This is a genomic window from Psychrobacter sp. AT9 (assembly GCF_047272965.1).
In the GTDB taxonomy this organism is placed as follows: Bacteria; Pseudomonadota; Gammaproteobacteria; order Pseudomonadales; family Moraxellaceae; genus Psychrobacter; species Psychrobacter glaciei.
In genome coordinates this window covers 2,184,708-2,206,966 of sequence record NZ_JBKOTW010000001.1, presented here as the reverse complement: position 1 = coordinate 2,206,966, position 22,259 = coordinate 2,184,708, and the positions used below count along the sequence as shown (strand labels likewise).

At 44.4% G+C, this 22,259-nt stretch carries 19 protein-coding genes; 8 read left to right on the top strand and 11 right to left on the bottom strand.

Annotated features, from left to right (window positions below):
* Window positions 1-288 precede the first annotated feature (288 nt).
* From ACMFL8_RS09170 to dnaQ, 8 genes are all read right to left on the bottom strand, one after another.
* Window positions 289-660, bottom strand: coding sequence for a DUF3144 domain-containing protein (locus tag ACMFL8_RS09170; RefSeq protein WP_189581152.1), 372 nt, complete (start codon window positions 658-660; stop codon window positions 289-291).
* Between the two features lie 84 nt (window positions 661-744).
* Entirely contained in the window at window positions 745-1,911 is a 1,167-nt protein-coding gene (metK, locus tag ACMFL8_RS09165; protein WP_010196152.1) for a methionine adenosyltransferase, read from the bottom strand.
* A gap of 167 nt (window positions 1,912-2,078) precedes the next feature.
* Window positions 2,079-2,675 (bottom strand): DJ-1/PfpI family protein, encoded by a 597-nt coding sequence (locus tag ACMFL8_RS09160; protein WP_352310503.1) that lies wholly within the window; start codon window positions 2,673-2,675, stop codon window positions 2,079-2,081.
* A gap of 90 nt (window positions 2,676-2,765) precedes the next feature.
* Entirely contained in the window at window positions 2,766-3,461 is a 696-nt protein-coding gene (gene nth / locus ACMFL8_RS09155) for an endonuclease III (RefSeq protein ID WP_189581158.1), read from the bottom strand.
* Between the two features lie 84 nt (window positions 3,462-3,545).
* A complete protein-coding gene (locus ACMFL8_RS09150; protein ID WP_189581161.1) occupies window positions 3,546-4,379 on the bottom strand; it encodes an RnfABCDGE type electron transport complex subunit B in 834 nt (277 codons plus the stop codon).
* A gap of 99 nt (window positions 4,380-4,478) precedes the next feature.
* Complete coding sequence (gene nudC, locus ACMFL8_RS09145; RefSeq protein WP_189581164.1) at window positions 4,479-5,450, bottom strand: NAD(+) diphosphatase; 972 nt, start codon at window positions 5,448-5,450, stop codon at window positions 4,479-4,481.
* Window positions 5,451-5,556: 106 nt separating this feature from the next.
* Complete coding sequence (locus ACMFL8_RS09140; RefSeq protein WP_194618875.1) at window positions 5,557-7,239, bottom strand: hypothetical protein; 1,683 nt, start codon at window positions 7,237-7,239, stop codon at window positions 5,557-5,559.
* A 148-nt stretch (window positions 7,240-7,387) separates the two neighbouring features.
* Window positions 7,388-9,031, bottom strand: coding sequence for a DNA polymerase III subunit epsilon (gene dnaQ, locus ACMFL8_RS09135; protein WP_210539781.1), 1,644 nt, complete (start codon window positions 9,029-9,031; stop codon window positions 7,388-7,390).
* Between the two features lie 394 nt (window positions 9,032-9,425).
* Here dnaQ and ACMFL8_RS09130 point away from each other — a divergent pair, with 394 nt between their 5' ends.
* On the top strand, window positions 9,426-9,980 hold the full coding sequence (locus ACMFL8_RS09130) for a hypothetical protein (RefSeq protein ID WP_413190760.1): 555 nt from the start codon (window positions 9,426-9,428) through the stop codon (window positions 9,978-9,980).
* Window positions 9,981-10,061: 81 nt separating this feature from the next.
* On the top strand, window positions 10,062-10,367 hold the full coding sequence (locus tag ACMFL8_RS09125; RefSeq protein WP_010196130.1) for a hypothetical protein: 306 nt from the start codon (window positions 10,062-10,064) through the stop codon (window positions 10,365-10,367).
* A 430-nt stretch (window positions 10,368-10,797) separates the two neighbouring features.
* Here ACMFL8_RS09125 and ACMFL8_RS09120 read toward each other — a convergent pair whose 3' ends face one another.
* Window positions 10,798-11,274, bottom strand: a complete 477-nt coding sequence (locus ACMFL8_RS09120; RefSeq protein ID WP_413190759.1) for a YkvA family protein — start codon at window positions 11,272-11,274, stop codon at window positions 10,798-10,800.
* Between the two features lie 273 nt (window positions 11,275-11,547).
* Here ACMFL8_RS09120 and ACMFL8_RS09115 point away from each other — a divergent pair, with 273 nt between their 5' ends.
* Window positions 11,548-12,765, top strand: a complete 1,218-nt coding sequence (locus tag ACMFL8_RS09115) for an LD-carboxypeptidase (RefSeq protein WP_413190758.1) — start codon at window positions 11,548-11,550, stop codon at window positions 12,763-12,765.
* A 221-nt stretch (window positions 12,766-12,986) separates the two neighbouring features.
* Here ACMFL8_RS09115 and ACMFL8_RS09110 read toward each other — a convergent pair whose 3' ends face one another.
* A complete protein-coding gene (locus ACMFL8_RS09110; RefSeq protein WP_413190757.1) occupies window positions 12,987-14,033 on the bottom strand; it encodes a GlxA family transcriptional regulator in 1,047 nt (348 codons plus the stop codon).
* A gap of 199 nt (window positions 14,034-14,232) precedes the next feature.
* Between ACMFL8_RS09110 and ACMFL8_RS09105 the strand changes: the two genes are divergently transcribed.
* The 4 genes from ACMFL8_RS09105 to ACMFL8_RS09090 all read left to right on the top strand — a co-directional run bounded on the left by ACMFL8_RS09105 (window position 14,233) and on the right by ACMFL8_RS09090 (window position 18,978).
* Entirely contained in the window at window positions 14,233-16,038 is a 1,806-nt protein-coding gene (locus ACMFL8_RS09105; protein WP_413190756.1) for an acyl-CoA dehydrogenase, read from the top strand.
* Between the two features lie 221 nt (window positions 16,039-16,259).
* On the top strand, window positions 16,260-17,267 hold the full coding sequence (locus ACMFL8_RS09100; RefSeq protein ID WP_413190755.1) for an NADP-dependent oxidoreductase: 1,008 nt from the start codon (window positions 16,260-16,262) through the stop codon (window positions 17,265-17,267).
* Window positions 17,268-17,270: 3 nt separating this feature from the next.
* Window positions 17,271-18,053, top strand: coding sequence for an SDR family NAD(P)-dependent oxidoreductase (locus ACMFL8_RS09095; protein WP_413190754.1), 783 nt, complete (start codon window positions 17,271-17,273; stop codon window positions 18,051-18,053).
* Window positions 18,054-18,216: 163 nt separating this feature from the next.
* On the top strand, window positions 18,217-18,978 hold the full coding sequence (locus tag ACMFL8_RS09090) for an SDR family oxidoreductase (protein ID WP_133105365.1): 762 nt from the start codon (window positions 18,217-18,219) through the stop codon (window positions 18,976-18,978).
* A gap of 118 nt (window positions 18,979-19,096) precedes the next feature.
* Here the strand turns inward: ACMFL8_RS09090 and ACMFL8_RS09085 are convergent, their stop codons facing one another.
* On the bottom strand, window positions 19,097-20,356 hold the full coding sequence (locus tag ACMFL8_RS09085; RefSeq protein WP_413190753.1) for an alkane 1-monooxygenase: 1,260 nt from the start codon (window positions 20,354-20,356) through the stop codon (window positions 19,097-19,099).
* Window positions 20,357-21,026: 670 nt separating this feature from the next.
* Between ACMFL8_RS09085 and ACMFL8_RS09080 the strand changes: the two genes are divergently transcribed.
* The gene (locus ACMFL8_RS09080; RefSeq protein ID WP_413190752.1) at window positions 21,027-22,148 is read left to right on the top strand and encodes an AraC family transcriptional regulator; all 1,122 of its coding nucleotides are present in this window, start codon (window positions 21,027-21,029) and stop codon (window positions 22,146-22,148) included.
* Window positions 22,149-22,259 lie beyond the last annotated feature (111 nt).

Sequence of the window (22,259 nt, the reverse complement as noted above, 5' to 3'; positions counted from 1 at the left end):
ATCCAAGAATATAGTCAATCCACTATAGTCAGTGAAAAGTAATATCAGCAGTATCGTAGCGTTCTTGGGGTATTTTGACTATATAAAAGAGTGCCAGCATTAGCCTCGCTTGAAATATTACATCTACACTCGGTCGCCTTGTATTTCTTTTAAATTGAATGGACTGTATGCTTAACTACTCAGGGTTAATAAAAAACCCAAGCCTACAATTAGGCTTGGGTTTAATGTTTAATGATCTTTAAGCCTGCCATAAAGCATAATTGCTATGCTTTAAGTATTTAAAAAGACTTATTTAGCGACTTTATCATCTTGATTTAGCTGAACGTATTTATCAAAATTTTGTGCATAATCGGTTAAGTTGTCGCTTAGCATTTGGCGATATTGTTTGACGTAGAACTCGACAATATCGTCTTTTTCTTTGGCAAAGTCGTCACCTTTTACAAAGCCAATAGACGCAACTGACGCGCTATAACGTGCGGCAGCATACAACAAAGACGCGCCTACTTGACCTGAATGAGCATCAGAACCCAACTGACTGTTGGCGATACCGATGATGGCATCGGCACGTTGATAAAACGCCTGCATTTCAGGGGTGATTTCAACGCTAGCATCAACATTGCTGTCTTGAATGTTGTTATCTTGAATATTGTCTTGAGACATAAGCGACTCCTAATAAGTATCGGTAATTTTGGATTTATAGAGACGGTCTGTTTGTAAGAGACTAAGGGACATAACGTAGTATTTTTACAAGCCTGCGTCTGCTTTTAAGATTTCAGCTTTGTCTGTTTTTTCCCACGTAAAGGCAGTTTCAGAGCCGGGACGACCAAAATGCCCAAACGTCGCAGTCTGCTGATACATAGGTTGCAATAAGTTCAGCATACGGGTAATGCCATAAGGGCGCAGATCAAAATGGGTACGAATCAGGCGAATGATCTCGTCATGGCTGATGTTGCTGGTACCAAAGGTGTTGACCGAGATAGATGTCGGTTCAGCGACCCCAATGGCATAGCTCACTTGCACTTCACAGCGATCAGCCAGCCCAGCAGCGACGATGTTTTTGGCAACATAACGCACAGCATAAGCAGCGCTGCGATCTACTTTTGAAGGGTCTTTGCCACTAAAGGCACCGCCGCCATGACGTGCCATGCCGCCATAAGTATCAACGATGATTTTACGACCCGTCAATCCAGCGTCACCAACCGGCCCGCCAATGACAAATTTGCCCGTGGGATTGATGTGGTAGCGTGTGCCAGCATGCAGTAGGTCTGCTGGCAATACTTGCTTAATGATAGATTCCATAATCGCTTCTTGCAAATCTGCTTGCGAGATACTGGGATCATGCTGGGTCGATAGAACGACAGCATCGATAGCAACGGGACGAGTGCCATCATATTTTAAGGTAACTTGCGCCTTGGCATCGGGACGCAACCATGGCAGATCACCAGCGCGGCGTAGCTCAGACTGACGCTCCATCAAGCGATGAGCATATTCAATAGCGGCCGGCATCAATACTTCAGTCTCGTTGCTGGCGTAGCCAAACATCAAGCCTTGATCGCCTGCACCTTGCTCTTCAGGATCGCTACGATCGACACCTTGGGCAATTTCTGGAGATTGCTTACCCAGCATGTTAATAACCGCACACGTCTCGCCATCAAAACCCAAGTCAGAATGGTGATAACCGATACCGTTGACAGTATCACGCACGATACGTTCGACGTCGATATTTGCCGTTGTGGTCACTTCACCAGCCAATATCACGGCACCGGTTTTAACCAAGGTTTCGCAGGCAACGCGGGCATGGAGATCTTCACGTAAGATGGCATCAAGAATAGCGTCTGAGATTTGGTCAGCCATTTTATCAGGATGGCCTTCGCTCACAGATTCTGAGGTAAATAAGTTGTATTCGCGCATAGTTGGATCGCTTAATGGCAAGGACTGTAATCTATAAACTCAGTCAGGATTAAATGTTAACGGAAAAATAAGGCAAAATTGAATCAAAAAATTATGACATTTTACCGTGAATCGAGTTAAAACTCTAGCGATGGATAGTATTATGAAGTAACTGGGCATGGATTGGATTAACCATGGTAAAAGTCATCAATATCGCTATTTTCTTGCCAGCGATATTCAGTATAGTTAGCGATCTGACGAGCCGTCTCTATGTCATGTCTGTCAGCGATAAAGCCAAGCGCCATATCCATGCCAGCACTAACCCCTGAAGAAGTATAAAACTTGCCATCGATGACCCAGCGCGCTTGCTCTACCCAATGGACTTTATCAGACTGCGTTATTACCCATTGCCATGAGAGCTTATTAGACGTTGCACGCTTGCCATCCAAAACACCAGCTTTAGCCAATAATGCGCTACCCGTACAAACGCTAAGCGCCCAATCAGCGTGTTCAACCAGTGTGGTAAGCGCTTGCAAAAACGGTCTATGATTGATCTGCTGGCGAGTACCCATTCCGCCAACCATCAATACAATATCAGTCTGATACGCCAATTCTGTGACAGCGACCGTCTGCATCGCAACGCCATGTTTACTGTGAATGATACCACCACTCAGCGAGGCAAATTGCAGACGATAATGCTCAGGCAAGCAGCCAAACATCTCGATAGGTCCAAACAGATCCAAGGTCTCAAAATCGTCAAATAGTAGGGCGGTCAGCGTATGCATTGGGCTTCCTCAATTCTAAATAAAGAGTGTTTGTACTTCTGAAAGCTGTAATCCTTAAAACTATAATTCTGAAAGCTGTAATCCTTAAAACTACAGTTCCAAAAACTTGGCTTTGTCCTTAAACATACATTCGTCATAGACAGGGCAAGCACCGCATTTGGGTGTGCGAGCCTGACAAGTATAGCGGCCATGTAAAATCAGATAATGGTGCGCATCTACGATAAAGTCGTCTGGGATGCGTTCGACCAGCTTGTTTTCAACGATTAATACGTTTTTGCCCGTGGCAAGACCAGTCCGATTGCCCACACGAAAAATATGCGTATCGACGGCCATAGTTGGTTGCCCAAAAGCGGTATTTAAGACCACATTGGCGGTTTTGCGTCCAACGCCAGCGAGCGATTCTAAGTCCTTACGATTATCAGGGACGGTACTATCAAACTTCTCAATCAAATCTTGGCAGGTTTTGATAACGTTTTTAGCTTTGGCATTATACAAGCCAATATTTTTTATATAGGACTTTAAACCCTCTTCACCCAGTGCCAAGATTGCTTCAGGGGTATTCGCCACTGGATATAATTTCTGGGTGGCAATATTGACACTCACATCCGTCGCTTGTGCAGATAAGATGACTGCAATCAGTAGCTCAAAATTACTTTTATAATGTAATTCCGTCACTGGCTCATCAATCATCGCTGCCAACTTTTCAAAGAATGGACGGACGTCACGATTGGGCATGCGCCGCGATGGTGGGGTATCGGCAGTTTTGTGTTTGACGGTTTTACTCATGGTATTTTTACCATTAATTAGTCTAGGGTCTGTTGAACATTTTTAACGTGAATCCACTATATAATGCACGTATTTATGAAATAGTCATAGCTGCGCAAGTTCGGCTTGCAATGCGTCAAGATCCGTTTGTTTGCTCTCATTTGGACGAGCACTTAATTGTTTTTCTAGCTTTTTGATTTTACTGCGTAGCTTGGCTGCTGCAATGGTGTTTTTTGCTTGTGCTTCACTTATATTTAACGATTGACTGGCGGCATTATTCAGCTTTGCCTCGACCATGCTGACCACAGGTCTACTATTGCTACTATCAGCAAGCTGCTCGGTGACGCGTCTAAGATGAGTATGATAGCGCTGCCTTAAGTCTTCTTGTTCTGCCTCGCGCTCAGAGATAGACAGCTCACGCTCAATCGTGACCAAATCAATGCAATCAACTGGGCAAGGTGCGATACAAAGCTCACAGCCCGTGCACAAGTCCGTAAAGATAGTGTGCATGTGCTTGCCAGTACCAACGATAGCATCGACGGGGCAGGCGGGTATACATTTAGTACAACCGATACAGTCATCTTCACGGATGACGGCGCGTACCTCGGTCGGCCGCGTCGATGTGGCGTCTATCGGCCACTGAGATGGCGCGGCTTTGAGGGTTGTTTCATCGCTGTCAAGAGTCACGATTTGCGCAATAGCATCAGTAACCGGTTGACCACCCGGCACACATTTATTGTACGGCTCGTTATCTACTACGATAGCGGTAGCATAAGGCAGGCAACCGTCTGGATGTTCACACAGACCGCACTGCGTCTGCGGCAGACAGGCGTCAATAAGGGCAATTTTTGCTTGCATATCAGCAGGCAATGTTTCGATATTCAAGGTATCGAACAGTATGGGCAGATTGATTAGACGAATATTACTACTGCTTTGCATTTAATTAAAAACCTTAACATCGGTCATCAAGACTGGAGTTATTAACATGGATAGAGACATTAAAGTGAGGCGCTTGTATTATAGTAGATATTCAATCTACTATAGTGCGATGCCTTGTTCATGAGCAATCTGGGCGATCAGCTCGTAGGCAATGCTGCCCTTAAACGGTATTTTGGGCAAATTAGAGAGATCAAAAAAATCGGCGTGTGACAGCTCCTCTTCTTGTATTACAATATCGCCAGCCGCATAAGAAGCGCGAAAACCAAGCATTAAATTAGAAGGAAATGGCCATGGCTGACTGCTGACATAGCGAATATCTGATAGGCTGATGTTGACCTCTTCTGCTACTTCTCGCACAACCGCATGCTCTAAACTTTCACCCACTTCTACAAAACCTGCAATCAAGCCGTACATTAGGGGGCGCTTTTGTTCTCCATAGCGGTGATGATGGGCGAGCAAAATTTGCATCTCTCCCGTCTGCGGATTGGGTCGAGTGATAGCCGTAATAACACAAGGCTGGACACGGGGATATTGGCGTAATCGGCATACTGGACAGACCATGGCGCGCTCATCTGCTGTGGCATGAACGACTGGGGATGCGCAGCGACTACAAAACTGCGTATCTGTCTGCCAGCGTAACAGCTGTATGGCTTGGCTAATCTGAGCTGATAAGGCGGCAGGTAACTGCGTGATAAGCTGTCGATACGGCACAAAAGCGTTCCCGCTGCCCTCTGCAATCATAGGCAATGCGATATCATGCGCTACTGCATAATCATAGGTAATGGCATTGGCTGCTTGCGCAGTGAAAGTGGCAGCGTCCTCGGTAGTTCCAGAACCAGACTCAGTCGCAACCAAACTCTCTGTACCATCATTGATACTATTATTAGCCTCAGACTGCCAGTGACTTGGTGCTAGGCTTTCGAGTAGCGCTACGTTGCCTATCTGATAGGTAGGTTGTGGCTCTTTGCCACTGTTATTGAACGGTGGTAGTTGGATGTACAATGGCCACCAGCCGTTGATCGTTTGGTGGCAGAGTACAGTATCATCACTAAATACAAAAGCGCGAGTCATAAGCAGGTTTCCAAACGGTCTAAATCAAGTACGTAGCAAATAAGGTACGAACTTGTTTAAAGTAAAAGTTTTAAATCACTCGTCAGCACAGATGCCGCTAAAATCATTAAGCGGCTAGTAATTGGCTTAAGCTTCGTTGACCAACATTAAGCGCTTGTTTACTCACTGGACGGTTGTGCTCAAAACCATCTAAATGATGATCAACAGCCATAATCACGTCAGCGATATAAGCTAAGGTGCTGTCGTCGATGCGATTGCCACTTTCGATACGTTGTTGTATATAGTTGGCCAATTGACTCAGCATACTGGCCGGTGTTAGCAGTTGTAAAAAGCGTACCGCGCCGGCTACTTGACGTAGCATCTCAGGTATGTTTTGAATGTTGAGCATATCGCGCTCAGGCTCAGATAAGTAATCGTTAATCGCTTGCTCGGCACTAGCAATGGCAGTACGGCTTTCTTGTATTAAAGTATCATAAGCTGTATTGAGCTGATGTAACGAGATATGGGGGTTATTGAGTGGCAAGTAGATCGCCCCTGGGGTATGCATCTCGGCCATGGCGATAGTAGCGTTTTCAGCATGCATCAATGCCAAGAGTAGATAATCAAAATCTTCAGGTGAGGGTATGCGCCACTTGCTTACTGCGTCTGCTGCTGCACTCAGGCTGGTCGCCGCATTTGACAGTCCCAACAAGCGTAATGCTGAGCCCAGTACCGTCAACTGCTCGATAATTTGTGCTGTCTGCATGTCAGCAGGATTGAGTGAATCACCGCGCGCGTAGCTATCGACATCTTCTTTAATCGTATTGATTTGCGTCTGAATGATAGCATTCAACGTATCTGTCAGCGCACGATTAGGACCGAATAAAAAGCGCTTCATTTGCTCGCGCTGTGGGCCTTCTAATTGATTGGCCGCATATTGTTCACGCAGCAGTTTTGCGGCTTCGTTATCGCGCTGACAAGCAAAACTGACCAAATCAGCAAAACGCGTGTCCATGATGGGTAGATAGCTTTGGAACTGCTGCTCTAGATAAATGAGTGTATGCTTTTGGCTGAGGTTAAGCGGCAAAATGGTCGCGAGATCAGTGACCGCAGCAGTAGCAGCTTGCCAAAATAAACTGTTGCTATGAGCGGCTATCAACGCACACGCAGCACTCATGGCATCCAGATTTTGTTGAGCATCTTGGCTCACTACGCCATCTTGATTGAGCAGTGCAACCCCAAGACCACTACGATAGGCATAGGTCAGCAGCTCACTATCGAGATTAAGCTCTTGTAGCGGCTGAAAGTTCTTTTCAGGGTTGGCAATAATGACACTGCTACTACCAAATGTCGCAAAATAGTCTGCTTCGATAGGCGCGAGCTGTCCATGAGCATTAAGCTTATTAATGATAGGTAATAGCAAAGTTGGCTCTACTGACTCAGTCAATAGCACAAATTCTACATAACGATCCAAAGTCATGATGGCTTCTGACAGATCCATAATCAACGCAGTATCGTTATTATCACCACTGTTATAAAGGCGCTGTAAGCCATTAACGATGGCGGTATTCAACACTTCTGCACCAACCAAAGAAATCAACTCAAAAATACAAGACAGCTGCTTTAGCACAGTGATAGAGTCTAATAATAAAGGAGATTGACTATTGTCATCGTTAAATTCGCTCAGATGAATCTCAGTGTCTTTAAGGGTGACGATAATTTCATCATGCAACAGATGTAGCGATGGCAGATTAAAGTCAGTAACACTAAGCGTTGGGGCAGTTAATTTCATTTGTGCAGACTGGTTCATAGTTATTTTTCCATAACGTACTGATGAAAATAGCGATCATTTAGACGATGATTTAACAGGCGTTTATGAGTAACCGATAACGCTCATGATGATAATCAAAACTATACAGTATCCAAATGTCAGTATAAAAGGTTATTTTAATCACATGCTATATGTTGGCTTTTAATTCAGAATATTCTTCGGCTAACTCGCTATACCAACTCTGATTGGCTGTCTCATCAGTGGGTGATGCTAGTAATAAAGAGGCCAAGTTGGCAAAGTGAGCATGGGCTGTCTGTCCACCGTCTGCTTGAGAGTCTTCTTCGATAGCGAGGGTGACCTGTCCACCAGTCATCGCCAGATAGACTTCGGCTAAAATCTCGGAATCCAACAATGCCCCATGGAATGTACGGTCTTGTTTACCGACATCTAAGCGGCGCACGAGGGCATCTAGGGTGTTTTTTTGCCCCGGATATTGTTGTTTGGCCATGACTAGCGAGTCAGTGACTTTTACCCGTTGTGCAAAGTCATTCATCCCAACTTTAGCAAACTCCATGTTTAAGAAGTTCATATCAAAGGTGGCATTATGAGCGATGATTTCGGCACCATCCATAAAGTCGTAAAGCGACTGAGCGACTTGATCAAAGGTGGGTTTGTCGGTTAAAAACGCTTCAGAGATACCATGAATGCGAATCACTTCTTCATCCATCCCGCGCTGGGGATTGATATAAACGTGTAGCTTTTCGCCAGTGAATTTGCGCCCGATCATCTCGACAATACCGACTTCAATGACACGATCGCCTTTTTGCGGATCCAGACCCGTGGTCTCGGTATCCATAATCAGCTGACGATCAGATTGGTGACGGTTTATTGGCTTGGGTAGCAATGGCTTAAAGTATGGATTGGCACGGCTGGTGTCACCGTCAAATTTTGGCTCATCAGTCGGCGTGTCTGGATTGTCATTATTCATTATGGTGTCAGTCGTCATCGTCTGGGCTTCTGGCATGTCTGTGGTACTCATTGGTTTGCTAGCATTGTTATGGCTTTGTTCGTCTAATAGAGGGTTGTCGAATGGTTCGTCATCGAGGGCTTCTTCGTCAAGCACTTCTTCATCGAACACTTCTTCATCAAGCTCGTCGTCAAGCTCGTCATCTATATCAAGACCTAACGGATCATATTTCAGCCAGTCATCATTATTAGAGGTGCTTTGATTAGAGATATTTTGATTAGAGGTATTTTGCGATTTATTAGGCATTATTTGCTCTTTTTTTTTAGCCATTTCTTGCGCATCTCTTGCCGATAAATCTTCACTGCTGGACGTTACGCCTAAGTTTGCCAGCTCGTCCGCTTTTTCGTTGCCTGCATGTCCAGCGTGACCCTTCACCCAATGCCAGTCAACGTCGCGCTGTTGGCATAACGCGTCTAATTGTTGCCAAAGGTCTTGATTGGCAACAGGTTTTTTACTGGCTGTTTTCCACCCTCGTTTTTTCCAGCCTTCAATCCATTCAGTAATGCCTTTTTTGACATAGCTAGAGTCTGTCCAAATCTCGAGATTGTGCTCATGTGGACTATGGGTCAATGCTTGTATCGCACCCATCAATTCCATACGATTATTGGTGGTTTCTTTCGTGCCGCCATATAAATCCTGCGTGTGCCCATCACTAAATATCAAGTGTGCACCCCAACCACCAGCACCCGGATTGCCTTTACAGGCGCCGTCAGTGTAGGCCACCGTGGTATTTTTTTTGGCGGCCAACGGATCAATCGCGTGGTCTTTATGGCTATGTGGCGTAGAAGTGCGATTGTCTGACATAAAAAATGTATGACCTAATAAGTGATTAACGTAGGATAGAATTAAGCGGTTTTTCGAGCGCCATTAAAACAGTGGTGGCGCATCATTCAAATGCGTTTGAGTATAACAAATCTATCGTTGATATGGGCAATCGTAATGCACAAAATCGCAAAACCACATATCATAATAGTACGCCTTTCGTTTTCTGTTAAAATAGGCAGAATTGTTATAAGGAAACCAGCCTTTGACGGCATGAGTATCAGCCTACTCACATCCTAAAGTAGCGTGGATAGTCATTTAAAGGGCAGTTTCAATGGCTGCTTTTTCCTCATAATTCACGAACGGCACTGATTAACGACAGCTTTCTTCCTATCTTCCTAAAAGTTTTAATGCACGAATGCAGGATAACCCTATTATGTCCTTACGCTCAAACGTTTTTTATAAAAGATTAACGCTGTTGATGGTCAGTATCACTGCGAGTAGCGCGTTACTGTTGAGCGCTTGCAATGATACTAGCACCCAAGCCGATAGCGACGTGGCTGAAGCGGCAGCAGATCTGTCTGTCTTTGAAGGCTGCTATACGGTCAGTCATGATGAGCCTGCGCAAATAAAAGTCAGTCAGCAGGGTGGCACATGGATGATGCAAATGAAAGAGCCGGCAAGTAGCGGGCGCGTCTGGGATGACGCCGAGCCGTTAGAAGTGCTTGAAAATAGCGAGATACCCACGTTTTTCTCTATAGATCCTGATAATGTTGACGCTGTCATTGGCCGTCCCGATAGAGTGCTGGTACTGGCTCATGTGAAGCCTGTCTATGCCAATATCGATCCGCTATTGGACAGTGAGTATTTGTCGTATATTTATCGCGGTGCCAATACTATCTATCGCGTAGAGTGTGATGACGTCAATACTGATATTTTAGCCAATCCGCATGCCAATATTATTATTGATAATGTCGGCACAGGCAGCTAAGCATACGTCATCGATTATAGACAATCTTTTGTTATAAGCAGTCTTTTCTCATAAGTAGTCAAGTCATTAGAGTCAGGTAATATGAATTTTTTTAGTTATGTGGTGTTGGGTGGGTTTTCTTATGCGGCTGGTTGGGCGATAAGAACCTATGTATTAAACAAAAAACCTGAACCTGAGCAGCCCTACAATCTTAAGCATCCAGCTATCTTGGCGTATTTGGGCGGGTTCTTTATTGTTATGCTGATTGTCTCATGGCTCATCGGTCGCTACGTGCTTGGACATACCGCTATCGATTTCCCGTTCATCATTATAAACAGCCTCGTTGCGACCTTTGTGTATTCGTTCGGTCTTAATCCAGAAAAAGCCCGTTATGATGTGCCGGATTGATAAAATTTTGAAAAAGTAAAATAGATAAAGATGTCGTTAATCTAGGGCGTGTCCTCATTTTAAAAATGGTGATAAAAATGAGATAAATTGCAGTCAAACGAGGAAAATAGCGCAAATAATATCGGGATATTGATCAGCTATTTGATGATGTTTGGCAAAATTTAGCCATTTTTAGCTCATTTAGATACAATCGCTTGAATTGAGAACGCGCCCTAATACGAAGAAACGGTCAATGAATAGCTCATTGACCGTTTCTTTATTATTAATGTTAATTTAAAGAAGTACTCTGGATATAGTCAATCCTTTATAAAAGAGCTACAGCGTTAACCTCGCTTGAAGTATCGCATATACATCTGCACTCGGTTGCCTTGTATCTCTTTTAAACTGAATCAACTATATGTAGTTAATATCGATTATTAGAAAGCTATCATTACTTTTTGGACTCTTTATTTGTGGCTTTTTTTTCGGTGTTCTTAGTCTTATCTTCTAGCTTTTTATTGGTCGGCTTTGAGGCAGCGTCTTTATTAGACTTTTCATCTTTAGAGGCTGTTTGTTGATCTTTCCAAGTTTTGTACTTGCGTAAGTCTTTTTCCATGAGCTTAAGACAAAATTTCAGTACCAACGCATCATCGATTTGACCGATAAAGGGAATAAAATCCGGAATAATATCAATAGGATTTAGCACATAGAGCAGACCGACCACTCCCGCAGAAATAGTTTTGTAGGGAATGTTGCGATAGTTGCCTTGATAATAATCTTTAACTAAACTCATCAGCAGTAGCAAATCCTTGGTATAACGCTCAAGGCCGCGACCGTTTTCGAGCTGGTCATTTATTTTATCTTCTTTACCCAAGATGAGCTTAATGCTGTCTATCAGACTTTTATCATCTTTCTCTTTGTCAGCCATACTTATATTCCTTATTTTTTGTTAAAGACTATTGAACGCCCTTTACTATAACAAGAGTCGTCACTTCATCCAAATAAGGCTGTGAGTGATTCTGTAGCGTTTTGTTGACTATAGAAACGATAGATTGAGCTTAGCTTAACCTTCCTAAAACGCGATATTGTTCAAACCTGCGTTATAATCCAGTTTTATGAGATGTGATAAAAACAAATATTTAACGTGTGCTAAAGACGTCTGTTCAACAGATCCTAACTGCATGGCATAAAAGGTAGAGTAATGACCAAGAAATTTTCTGAGCTGAATCGTCGCCAGTTTTTACGTCAAGTCGGAATCAGCGCAGGGGCAGGGCTGTTAGCGACCCAAAGCATCACTCAAGCGCTGGCTGCTAATACTACTGAGCAAGATAACAGCACGCAACTGACCAAAGATGATTTGCCATCAGGACAAACATCACAACAAGCAGCGGCCGAAACATTGCAGGCGCAAACGAGTTGTATCACGCCAAATATTGAGACGCGGCTTTTTGCCAGCTCCAACGTCGGTGGTAGTGACGAGCGTAATGAATTGGCGTTAGATCGCATGGCTTGTGCGGGCTTTAAAGTCGACAATCCTACGATTACCAAACGGCAGTATTTGCGCTTTGCAGGTACGGATTCGCAGCGCGCTAGTGATTTGCAAAACATCGCTACGGGTGCAATTAAAGCACCTAAACTGCTACTTGGGGTACGTGGTGGCTATGGTGCCGTGCGTTTATTGCCGATGGTGGATTGGTCGACGCTTGGTCGTATTATGAAGGAGCGTGGCACGATACTGGCGGGCTTTAGTGATGTGACCGCGATTCAGTGTACGCTACTGGCAAAAGGAGGCATGAGCTCGCTTGCTGCCCCGATGCTTTATAGTGAGTTTGGCAAAACCAAACCCGACCAAGTCAGCTGTCGACAATTTGTGGAAGCATTAACCAATCCTAATTTGTCTGTCAACATACCAGATGCGTCGTTAACCAGTCCAAATTTACCCAGTATTCTGTCAAGTTCTGAGCCAAAAACGATAACGGGCACTATTTGGGGTGGCAATTTGAGTGTCGTATCGGCGCTGGCAGGCAGTGAGTATGTGCCACGAATTGCTGGCGGTATCGTATTTTTAGAAGATGTCGGCGAGCAAGCCTATCGTATTGAGCGCATGCTGTATGATTTGTATTTGGCAGGTGTGTTTAAAGATCAGCAAGCCATCATGTTTGGCGCGCTATCGGGTAGCGGTGAGGATAGCTATGACAAGCGTTATGATGTCGCCACCGTGATTCGTCAATTGCATAAGCTGACAGGATTGCCGATTTATAGCGGCATGCGCTTTGGTCATATTGGACAAAAACACAGCTTTCCACTTGGCGCGATGTGTCAGATTAGTCCAAATACGGTCGATGGCTATCAGTTAGTATTTAGTAATTATCCCACTATTAAGTCGGACGCCATTCATGTCGAAGGCTTGTGGCAATAAAATTTAGGTCTATAGTCGAATCCAAATAAATCAGTTACATGGCTATCAAGTTGCTCAATGAAAAGTTGTTTTTCTTGCGTGCTGTGCCTACGCCGACAGATGCTGCGCAAAACAACTTTTCGTCTCGCTGTATCGTTTTTATATCGAATTAACTACATAAAATTTTTGCTGTGATAAATTTGCTTCAGCAACGTATTACTTTGAAAAAATACACTATAAAGTTAAATCGCCAGTCTCGAAAATTTATCCTGATACTCTTTCGGGGTCAGTTCAGTAGCGCGTTTAAAAAGCCTAGTGAATGAGGAAATATCATCGTAACCAACTTGCTCCGCTAACGATTTTATCGTCACATCGCCCAATTCCAGTAAGCGCTTGGCCTGCTCAATTCTCACCGCTTGAATATACTCAATCGGGCGCATCGCAACGCAGGATTGAAAGCGTCTGTTTAGCGTGCGTGGGGTGATATTTACCATGGCTGCCAAGCCGCTAACTTGAATAGATTGCTTGAAGTTTTCCTCGATAAACTCTTGTACTTGCTTAACCAGTTGATCTGAATGTGGCTTATGCAACGTCACATTGGTATAGCTGTTTTGATTGCCTCTTTTACTATCAATAATCTGGGTTTTTGCCACTTGGGTAGAAATCTCACGCCCGCAATACCGCTCAATTAATAGCAATCCCAAGTCATAAAAGGCGCTACCACCTGCCGCACAAAATATATTGCCTGATTGGTGTGCTGAATCACTTTTTGGCTGGCTGTTTGATTGGTTCTTTGATTGAGTGACAAATTGATTTTCTTGCAAATCAACCAGTGGAAAATCTGCCTTAAACTTACTGGCATAGCCCCAATGGGTGGTCGCTACTTTGCCATCGAGTAAGCCTGCCTTTGCTAAAAAGAACGCGCCGCTACAATTACTAGCGATATCCGCCTTGGTATTCGCCAGTCGCTTTATATGCGGAATTAACTCGCTATTTTGGCTCAATACTTTATCGATTGAATCGCCAATGGTTGGAATTAATAGTAAGTCGCACTCTGTGACTTCCTGAATATCGCAATGCGCGCGCATAATCAAACGGTTGCTGCATCTAATATCCGCGCCACCTAAGCTTGCAATCTGCACGTCAAACCTTGGTTCTACTGCCTCATCCAAAAACCGTTGCCAGCTGACGCCAGTAAATGAAAATAAATCTAGCGCCCCAGCGAGCACACTGCCGAGCACGCCATCGAAGCCAACGATAATCACTTTAAACGGTTTGAAGTAGGGCAAAATTTGGCTTCCTTTAAGTGTATGCAAATTTATGGCTGATATTCACCAGCCGCACGATACGTAATTTGAAATTCACTCACCATAGGTTAGAGAGGATGTCTTATTTGACCATAATTATGTCATAAATGACAATACGGCAAGGCGTTAAATTAGATTAATATCAATGAATCACCAAATTTAATGAGTTAACGAGAATACTATGGCAGCAGATACGCTTATCAATGACTTTGAGTTACCGTTCCAACTATATGATGTATTGGGCACTGAACATTTAACCGAGCATCCGAAGTTTGCAGAACACAGCCGCGAAACCTTCGATGCAGTATTAGACACTGCCAATAAAATCGCGACCAATTTATTCTTGCCCCATAACCATATTGCGGATAAGAACGAACCACAGTTCGATGGCAAAAAAGTCAGCATGATAAGTGACGTAAAAGTCGCCTTTGATGCGTTTCGTGAGTCGGGCTTCATCGCTGGTCGTTATAGCTTTGACGATGGTGGCATGCAATTACCCGAAACGGTTATGACCGCAGTGGCAGGCTATTTTATGGCGGCCAACCCATCAACGACAGCTTATCCATTTTTAACCACAGCCGCGATTAATGTCATTTCACATTTCGCCAGTGATGAGATTAAAAATGCCTTTATGCCGCGTATGCTAACGGGTGAATTTACCGGCACAATGGCGTTAACTGAGCCACATGCTGGCTCATCACTTGCCGATATCAAAACTACCGCCGTTAAACAAGACGACGGCAGCTATCGCGTCAAAGGCAGCAAGATTTATATCTCAGCAGGCGATCACGAATTGTCTGACAATATCGTGCATTTGGTACTAGCCAAAGTGCCGGGCGGTCCTGGTGGCGTCAAAGGTATCTCTTTATTTGCCGTACCGAAGTATCGTCTGAATGAGGATGCATCGGTCGGCGAGCGCAATGACGTGCATTTAACGGGCCTTATTCATAAGCTGGGCTATCGAGGCGCGACTTCTACCGCATTAAGCTTTGGCGATGCAGGCGAGTGCTATGGCTATCTTATCGGCGAAGAGCATTTTGGTCTGCGTTATATGTTTAAGATGATGAATGAAGCGCGCATCGCGGTTGGTTTTGGCGCGGCGATGATTGGCTATCGTGGTTATCAATATTCGCTCGATTATGCCAAAGACAGAACGCAGGGCAGAATTGCACCGAATAACAAGCCTGAAGATGCAGCAACAGCGATTATCCAGCATGGCGATGTGAAGCGTATGTTGCTTGCGCAAAAAGCCTATAGCGAGGGCGGCATATCACTGTGTTTATACGGCTCAAACCTGATTGACCGTATCAATACCTGTGAAGATGCAACACTAAAAGCTGAGCTATCAGAACTGCTGGATTTATTAACCCCAGTATTAAAAGCATGGCCATCTGAATATGGTCCAAAGGCCAATGATTTAGGCATTCAAGTATTGGGCGGTGCAGGCTATACGCGCGAGTATCAAGCCGAGCAATTTTGGCGTGACAATCGTCTCAATCCCATTCATGAAGGCACAAATGGCGTGCAAGCGTTAGATTTGTCATTCCGTAAGTTATGGCAAAACAAGGGTCTTGGTATTCAAATTCTCAAACGTGAAATTACCCAAGACTTAGAGAGCATCACCACACCAGAAACCGCCAAACTCGCCGGTAAATTGATGCCTTATATGGGTCATTTGCATGAAGTATTGGTGCATCTAAGCAAAATCCTGCAAACGGAAAAAGCACTAACGCTGACTGGCAACGCGCAAGCATTGATGAATATCTTTGCCTCTATCGTGGTCAGCTGGATTTGGATTCGCCAAGCTAGCAAAGCGGAACAGTTGTTAAGTGATACAACCGACGTTGAAAAGCAAAACTTCTATCATGGCAAACTACAAGCAGCCAAATACTTTATCGATTGGGAATTGCCGTTAATCAATCGCGATATCGAACTGCTAAATAATGACAATGCGGTATGTACCAATATGCAAGCAGAATGGTTTTAAGTAATTGTTTGGAATGTTTTCAATATAAGAACATGCCTGAACAATACGACCAATGTGATGCTGGGATGAATTTTTCGAAGCCTCTGGAGTGCAAAGCGCACAGCAAGCGAGAAAAATTTATCCCAGAAGAACGCTTTTTAATATATTTGGCTTATTTTGAATAAACTCTTTTTAAGCAAACGATACCAATGGCTTTTTATAAAAATTTAAAGGAATAAATAATGACAACAATGAATAAGCAGTGGCGCTTAAAAGAAAGACCTGTTGGTGCGCCGAGTGCGGAGACTTGGGATTATACTGAGTCAGAACTACCGATTATCACAGACGGTCAGTTACTGATAAAAATTGAATATATCTCGATGGATCCAGCGATGCGTGGCTGGTTAAACGATGCCAAATCTTATATCGAGCCGGTACAGATTGGTGATGTCATGCGTGCGGGTACCGTGGGCGAAGTGATTGAAAGTAAGCATGAGAAGTTTGCCGTCGGCGATTATGTCTGTGGTCATAATGGCGTGCAGTCGTATGCGGTCAGTGACGGTACTGGGTTATACAAAGTCGATCCAAACCTTGCACCCTTATCTTATTACTTAGGCGTGCTCGGTATGCCGGGTATGACCGGTTACTTTGGCTTATTAAAAACTGGTCAACCAAAAGCTGGCGAGACAGTCGTCGTCTCTGGTGCTGCGGGTGCGGTTGGTGGTTTGGTTGGACAGATTGCCAAACTAAAAGGCTGCCGAGTCGTTGGCATCGCGGGCGGTGCTGAGAAATGTAAATTCTTAGTCGATGAGCTAGGTTTTGATGCTGCGGTAGATTATAAAAATGAGGATGTCAAAAAAGGCTTAAAGCAAGCCTGTCCAAACGGTGTTGATGTCTTCTTTGACAACGTAGGCGGCGATATCTTAAATGACGTCCTTACCCAAATTAATCTGCGTGCGCGTATCGTGATTTGCGGTGCGATTAGCCAATATAACAACACCACAGCGGTAGAAGGGCCGTCAAACTATCTATCGTTATTGGTCAATCGTGCCCGTATGGAAGGCATCGTTGTCTTTGATAATATCAAAGAGTATCCAATCGCGATGAAAGAAATTGCTGGCTGGATTCAGTCAGGCGACATGAAAGTAAAAGACCATATCGTTGAAGGTATCGAGACGTTCCCTGATACTTTGATGATGCTCTTTAACGGTGAAAACTTCGGCAAACTGGTACTTAAGGTAGAGGGATAGATCATGACACTGAATACAAACGGAATTGCATCAGATGTAACGGGCAAACGAATTTTGATCACGGGCGGTGCCTCTGGTATTGGCGCAGCAAGTGCGTTATTGCTAGCCAGTCGCGGTGCGAAAGTTGTGATCGGTGATATGGCAGAAGAGATGGGCGCAGCCGTTGCCAAGCAAGGTCAAGACGCTGGCAATAGTATCGTCTTTAAAAAGGTCGATGTGACGAGTGGCGACGAAGTGCGCGCATTATTTACCTTTGCCATGGAAACGCTGGGTGGTCTTGATGTCGTAGTAAATAATGCGGGCATCGACCATCAGCCTGCACCGATGCATGAGCTAAGCGATGAGGACTTTGACCGTAATATTGCCGTTAATCTAAAAGGCGTCTGGCATTGCATGCGTGCTGCTGTTACTTGTATGGCAGCCAATGGCGGCGGTCACGTGATTAATGTCGCCTCTATCGCAGGGCTACGTTCTGCGCCGTTATTGTCAGCGTATAGCGCCGCGAAGCATGGCGTGATGGGACTGACGAAGTCTGCTGCTCATGAATATGCGCGCGTCAATATTCGCTTTAACGCCGTATGCCCAAGCTTTATTGACACCCCTATGGTGCAAAATACCATGGCGAAGATGGGCGAGCGCGCGCAAAAAGCAACAATTAATGCCAGCCCGCTACGCCGTTTAGGGACAGTTGATGAAGTATCCGGCGCGATTGCATGGCTTGCGAGCGATGAAAGCAGCTTTATGAATGGTCATGCGTTTACCCTTGATGGTGGCATGTTGGCTTAATAGTCAAATAACTGCTAAATCATTACGGTGTTAGCCTCGCTCGATGTACTATCTACGCTCGGCTGCCTTGTAATGGATTTGCAGTTTTTCGACTATAATTTATTAAGTATTTACGATAAAAAATTGAAAGCTGAATAGCTAATTCAAAATATAAGGAATAATAATGAAAGATTTATTTGATTTAACAGGCAAGATTGCTTTGGTCACAGGTGCTAGTCGCGGTATTGGCGAATCTATCGCCCGTCTATTGGCATCAAGAGGCGCGCACGTCATTGTCTCTAGCCGTAAGATTGATGCTTGCCAAGCAGTCGCCGATAGCATTGTCGCTGATGGTCATAAAGCCAGTGCCTTTGCGTGCCATGTCGGAAATATGGATCAGATTGATGCTATTTTTGAGCACATCAAAAGTGAGTTCGGTCAAATCGATATCTTGGTCAATAATGCCGCTGCCAACCCTTACTACGGGCATATCTTAGATACGGACTTAGCCGCTTTTGATAAGACTGTCGAAGTCAATATTCGTGGTTATTTCTTTATGTCGACGGCGGCGGGCAAGATGATGCGCGAGCAGGGCGGCGGAGTGATTTTAAATACCGCATCAGTCAATGGCTTGGTCGCGGGTGACAAGCAAGGTATCTATTCAATCACCAAAGCGGCTGTGATTAGTATGACCAAATCTTTTGCCAAAGAATGCGGTCCATTAAACATTCGCGTTAATGCGCTGCTGCCTGGTTTAACCGATACTAAGTTTGCCTCCGCATTGACCACCAATGATAAAGTCTTAAAAATGGCGCTACATGCGATTCCATTAGGACGCGTGGCTAATCCTGACGAGATGGCTGGCACGGTATTGTACCTAGTGTCTGACGCCTCAAGTTATACCACGGGCGCAACGATAGTCGTTGATGGCGGGATGTTGGCTTAATCCGTTTATCACTATCGCTATACTTTTATAATAAAAAACACGTTCATTAGTAACGTGTTTTTTTATGTCTCAACGTTCATTACTTTTAGTTCACTACTTTCAGCTCATTGCTCTAAATTTATCTACTCGCACGTTTTGATGTGAGGCGATTTAATCGCTGTAAGCCTTTTTCAATGATATTCGTCGTCCGCTGCATTAATGGACTTAATGGTTTGGGGTGCATATTAATTTTACTCATATCATTATCATAATGTGCTCTGACACGCTTATTCATAATAGCAAACCACAATGGCGGGATATAGGCAGGCATAATCATCGTGGCATAGCCTATCGGCAGTTGCGGTGCTTCCTCAAAATGTCTGAGCAATTGATAAGCGCGGCTTGGATGCGCGTGGTGATCAGAATGGCGCTGCAATTGATACAAAAACAAATTGGTCACGGTGTGATTGCTGTTCCAGCTGTGCTCCGGTTGCGTACGCTCAAAGCGGCCGTTGTCGTCTTGCTCTCTGAGCAGACCATAGTGCTCTAGATAATTAACTACTTCTAACAGACTAAAGCCATATACTGCCTGCAACCCAATAAAGGGTAGAATCTTTTTGCCAAAAGCCTTATAAAGAGTGGCATAAAGTACCGCCGACATCGCCCAACCTTGCAACAACTCGTTGTCTTTGTTCCAAAAGCCTTTATGTCGACGGGCGAGCCGCTCGGTTTCAATATTTACGGCGGAACGTAGACCACCAAACACTGTGCGCGGCAAAAACTGCCAGAAACTCTCGTTGTACTTGCTACTGGCTGGATCTTTTGGGGTCGCCACCCAGCGGTGATGACCAAAATTATGCTCTATGGCGAAATGTCCGTAGGCCGCTGGCGCAAGGCTGATACGCGCCAAAGTACGGTTTAGGTGGTCAGACTTATGGCCAAGTTCATGCGCGGTATTAATCGCAATACCACTGCCGACTCCTGCCGTCAATGCCACTCCTAAACGATTATACCAAGGCAACTCTCGCTGACTATACTGATAGGCCAGCAGACCAAAAGCCATATATTGTAGCGGTATAAAAGCATGAGCAATCCACTTATAATAGGGGTCTTGGGCAAGCGCGTGCATAGCGCTATCAGGTGGGTTGCTATCATCACGACCGACCAACACATCCGCCAACGGGATGATACCGTGGATCAAGATAGTGCCTCCCCAAGCCAGCGCTGTATTTTTGAGATCAAAGCCCTTTTGATCTCGTAATCCTAACGCGAACAAGCAGCCTAATAGAGGCAGTGATGGACTACACAGCCAAAACCGCCTTTTTGGGTCGTGCCATGGTGAGTTATCCATCGCATCTTGAATGATGGCATGTTCTTTAGCGCCTAATGTCTTAGTCATTATACGGTCCTTGTATAGTCAGTCCTCTGTAAATCAGATATGGTGTCAGACTTACCTAGTCTATTATTTATCGTGATTTTACGCGGTGTTTGATAGCCACATTCCTTGATAGCCACCTTTAACGATTTCGTTTATGTATCATCAATCAAGATTCTGATCATTTATTATGATCTTTGATAGCATTTAAAACGGCGTTGATTGACAAAAAAATCTCACTTTGCGTCCAAAAATGCAAATATATTCAGATTTAATTGTCGGACTTCGTTATGTTAGAGGTGCGTGTATAGCGTATAAATAGATATAGTCAGGGCAATATAAAAGAGATCCAGCGTGACTGGTAAAATTTTTCTTGCTTGCTGTGCCTACGCATACAGAGGCTACAAAAAATTTATATCAGTCACGCATTATAATGTCGTGTACCCATTTTATTTAGTATCTACTATAGTAATTAACGTTGATAACGCTTTTTAAAGCGAGTAGTTTGGGCGTGTCATCAATTAGCACATTGATACATTTAGTGGTCTTAAAATGGCTAAATTTAGCCAAACATCGTCAGAAATCTTGTCAATATGTTCATATTTACGGCAATTCCTTCCTTGTTTGGCTGCAATTTTTCTCATCTTAAGCCTCACAATCTAAATGATGACACACCCTAGTATTGGTCTAAAATATGGATATTTTAAGTCGATTGTTTGATGAGATGCATTTGCAAAAGGTGCAATATATCACTGTCAAGGCTAGCGGCTCTTGGCAACTGGTACAGAGTAGACAGGATTATTTGACCTTTATCGTGGTTATCAGTGGCAAGGTGCATCTGTGCTATGGCAATGATAATAATGACAGGCAAGTGATCACAGCCAACAATATGATGATGTTGACCACACAAGGCAGCTATGCGTGTCAATCAGCGCCAATGGTGTCTAAGCTTACAGCCAAAACAATCATGCCTGCACACACTGAAGGTCAGATTGGCTTAGAGATTGACAATACAAATAGCGGTCAAACTAATCATGCTCAAAGTAACCATGTGCAAGATAACGAGGCACAATTTATTGTGGTACGCAGTCAATTTGACACCGATATGGCAAGACCTTTGCTATCCGCGTTGCCTGCCAGTTTACCGCCAGTGACCCAAAAGCACTCGGCTTATAATGATGTGGTGCATATTGGCTTGCAGTTTTTCTTATTAGAAGTGAGCTTGCAGCGCCCCGGCAAGACCACGATGCTTGAGCGCTTGGCTGGCATGCTGATGATTGAGTGTATACGCGAGTATGTCGAACAGCTAGAAATGGCATCAGGGTCTAAAGACAGCATAAACCACACTACGGATAATACCCTAGACAGGACGCCATCGTGGATTGGTCATCCATGGCAAATAGACGATGATGCCGACCACAGTAGTGAAAATAATGCCATTAGTAATGGAGATGGAAATGGTAATTGGCTGGCCGCCCTAAAAGATCCTTATCTATCAAACACCCTCTATCTGATGCATCGCTACCCAGAAGATGCTTGGACGCTACAGGGTTTAGCGAAGGCATCTGGGCTGTCGCGCTCAGGACTTAATGAGCGTTTTAAGCAGTCAGTTGGCATAACGCCGCTGGCATATCTGAGTAATTATCGCTTGCGACTGGCGGCAAGGTTTTTGCGGCAAGAACAGTATTCAATTAGCAAGATTAGCGAGTTGGTAGGCTATGCGTCGGATCATTCGTTTAGTGGTGCATTCAAGCGGCGTTATGGGCAGTCACCGAGTCATTACCGCAAAGCTCATAGCAGGAAATCAAAGCCATAATGTGAATTTCAGTCACAAACAGATTGATGACTATTTGCAGTCAATCGTGAGGATAGCTATGAACGCGACAATAAAAACAACAATAAAAGCAACTATGAGAAATTCTATTAA

Coding starts and splice junctions, on each gene's coding strand:
- ACMFL8_RS09085 (WP_413190753.1), bottom strand. CDS start 20,356: ATGACTAAGACATTAGGCGCTAAAGAACATGCCATCATTCAAGATGCG.
- ACMFL8_RS09105 (WP_413190756.1), top strand. CDS start 14,233: ATGGCAGCAGATACGCTTATCAATGACTTTGAGTTACCGTTCCAACTA.
- ACMFL8_RS09130 (WP_413190760.1), top strand. CDS start 9,426: ATGTCCTTACGCTCAAACGTTTTTTATAAAAGATTAACGCTGTTGATG.
- ACMFL8_RS09140 (WP_194618875.1), bottom strand. CDS start 7,239: ATGAACCAGTCTGCACAAATGAAATTAACTGCCCCAACGCTTAGTGTT.
- metK (WP_010196152.1), bottom strand. CDS start 1,911: ATGCGCGAATACAACTTATTTACCTCAGAATCTGTGAGCGAAGGCCAT.
- ACMFL8_RS09150 (WP_189581161.1), bottom strand. CDS start 4,379: ATGCAAAGCAGTAGTAATATTCGTCTAATCAATCTGCCCATACTGTTC.
- ACMFL8_RS09095 (WP_413190754.1), top strand. CDS start 17,271: ATGACACTGAATACAAACGGAATTGCATCAGATGTAACGGGCAAACGA.
- dnaQ (WP_210539781.1), bottom strand. CDS start 9,031: ATGTCAGACAATCGCACTTCTACGCCACATAGCCATAAAGACCACGCG.
- ACMFL8_RS09120 (WP_413190759.1), bottom strand. CDS start 11,274: ATGGCTGACAAAGAGAAAGATGATAAAAGTCTGATAGACAGCATTAAG.
- ACMFL8_RS09090 (WP_133105365.1), top strand. CDS start 18,217: ATGAAAGATTTATTTGATTTAACAGGCAAGATTGCTTTGGTCACAGGT.
- ACMFL8_RS09160 (WP_352310503.1), bottom strand. CDS start 2,675: ATGCATACGCTGACCGCCCTACTATTTGACGATTTTGAGACCTTGGAT.
- ACMFL8_RS09125 (WP_010196130.1), top strand. CDS start 10,062: ATGAATTTTTTTAGTTATGTGGTGTTGGGTGGGTTTTCTTATGCGGCT.
- nth (WP_189581158.1), bottom strand. CDS start 3,461: ATGAGTAAAACCGTCAAACACAAAACTGCCGATACCCCACCATCGCGG.
- ACMFL8_RS09115 (WP_413190758.1), top strand. CDS start 11,548: ATGACCAAGAAATTTTCTGAGCTGAATCGTCGCCAGTTTTTACGTCAA.
- nudC (WP_189581164.1), bottom strand. CDS start 5,450: ATGACTCGCGCTTTTGTATTTAGTGATGATACTGTACTCTGCCACCAA.
- ACMFL8_RS09170 (WP_189581152.1), bottom strand. CDS start 660: ATGTCTCAAGACAATATTCAAGATAACAACATTCAAGACAGCAATGTT.
- ACMFL8_RS09100 (WP_413190755.1), top strand. CDS start 16,260: ATGACAACAATGAATAAGCAGTGGCGCTTAAAAGAAAGACCTGTTGGT.
- ACMFL8_RS09080 (WP_413190752.1), top strand. CDS start 21,027: ATGGATATTTTAAGTCGATTGTTTGATGAGATGCATTTGCAAAAGGTG.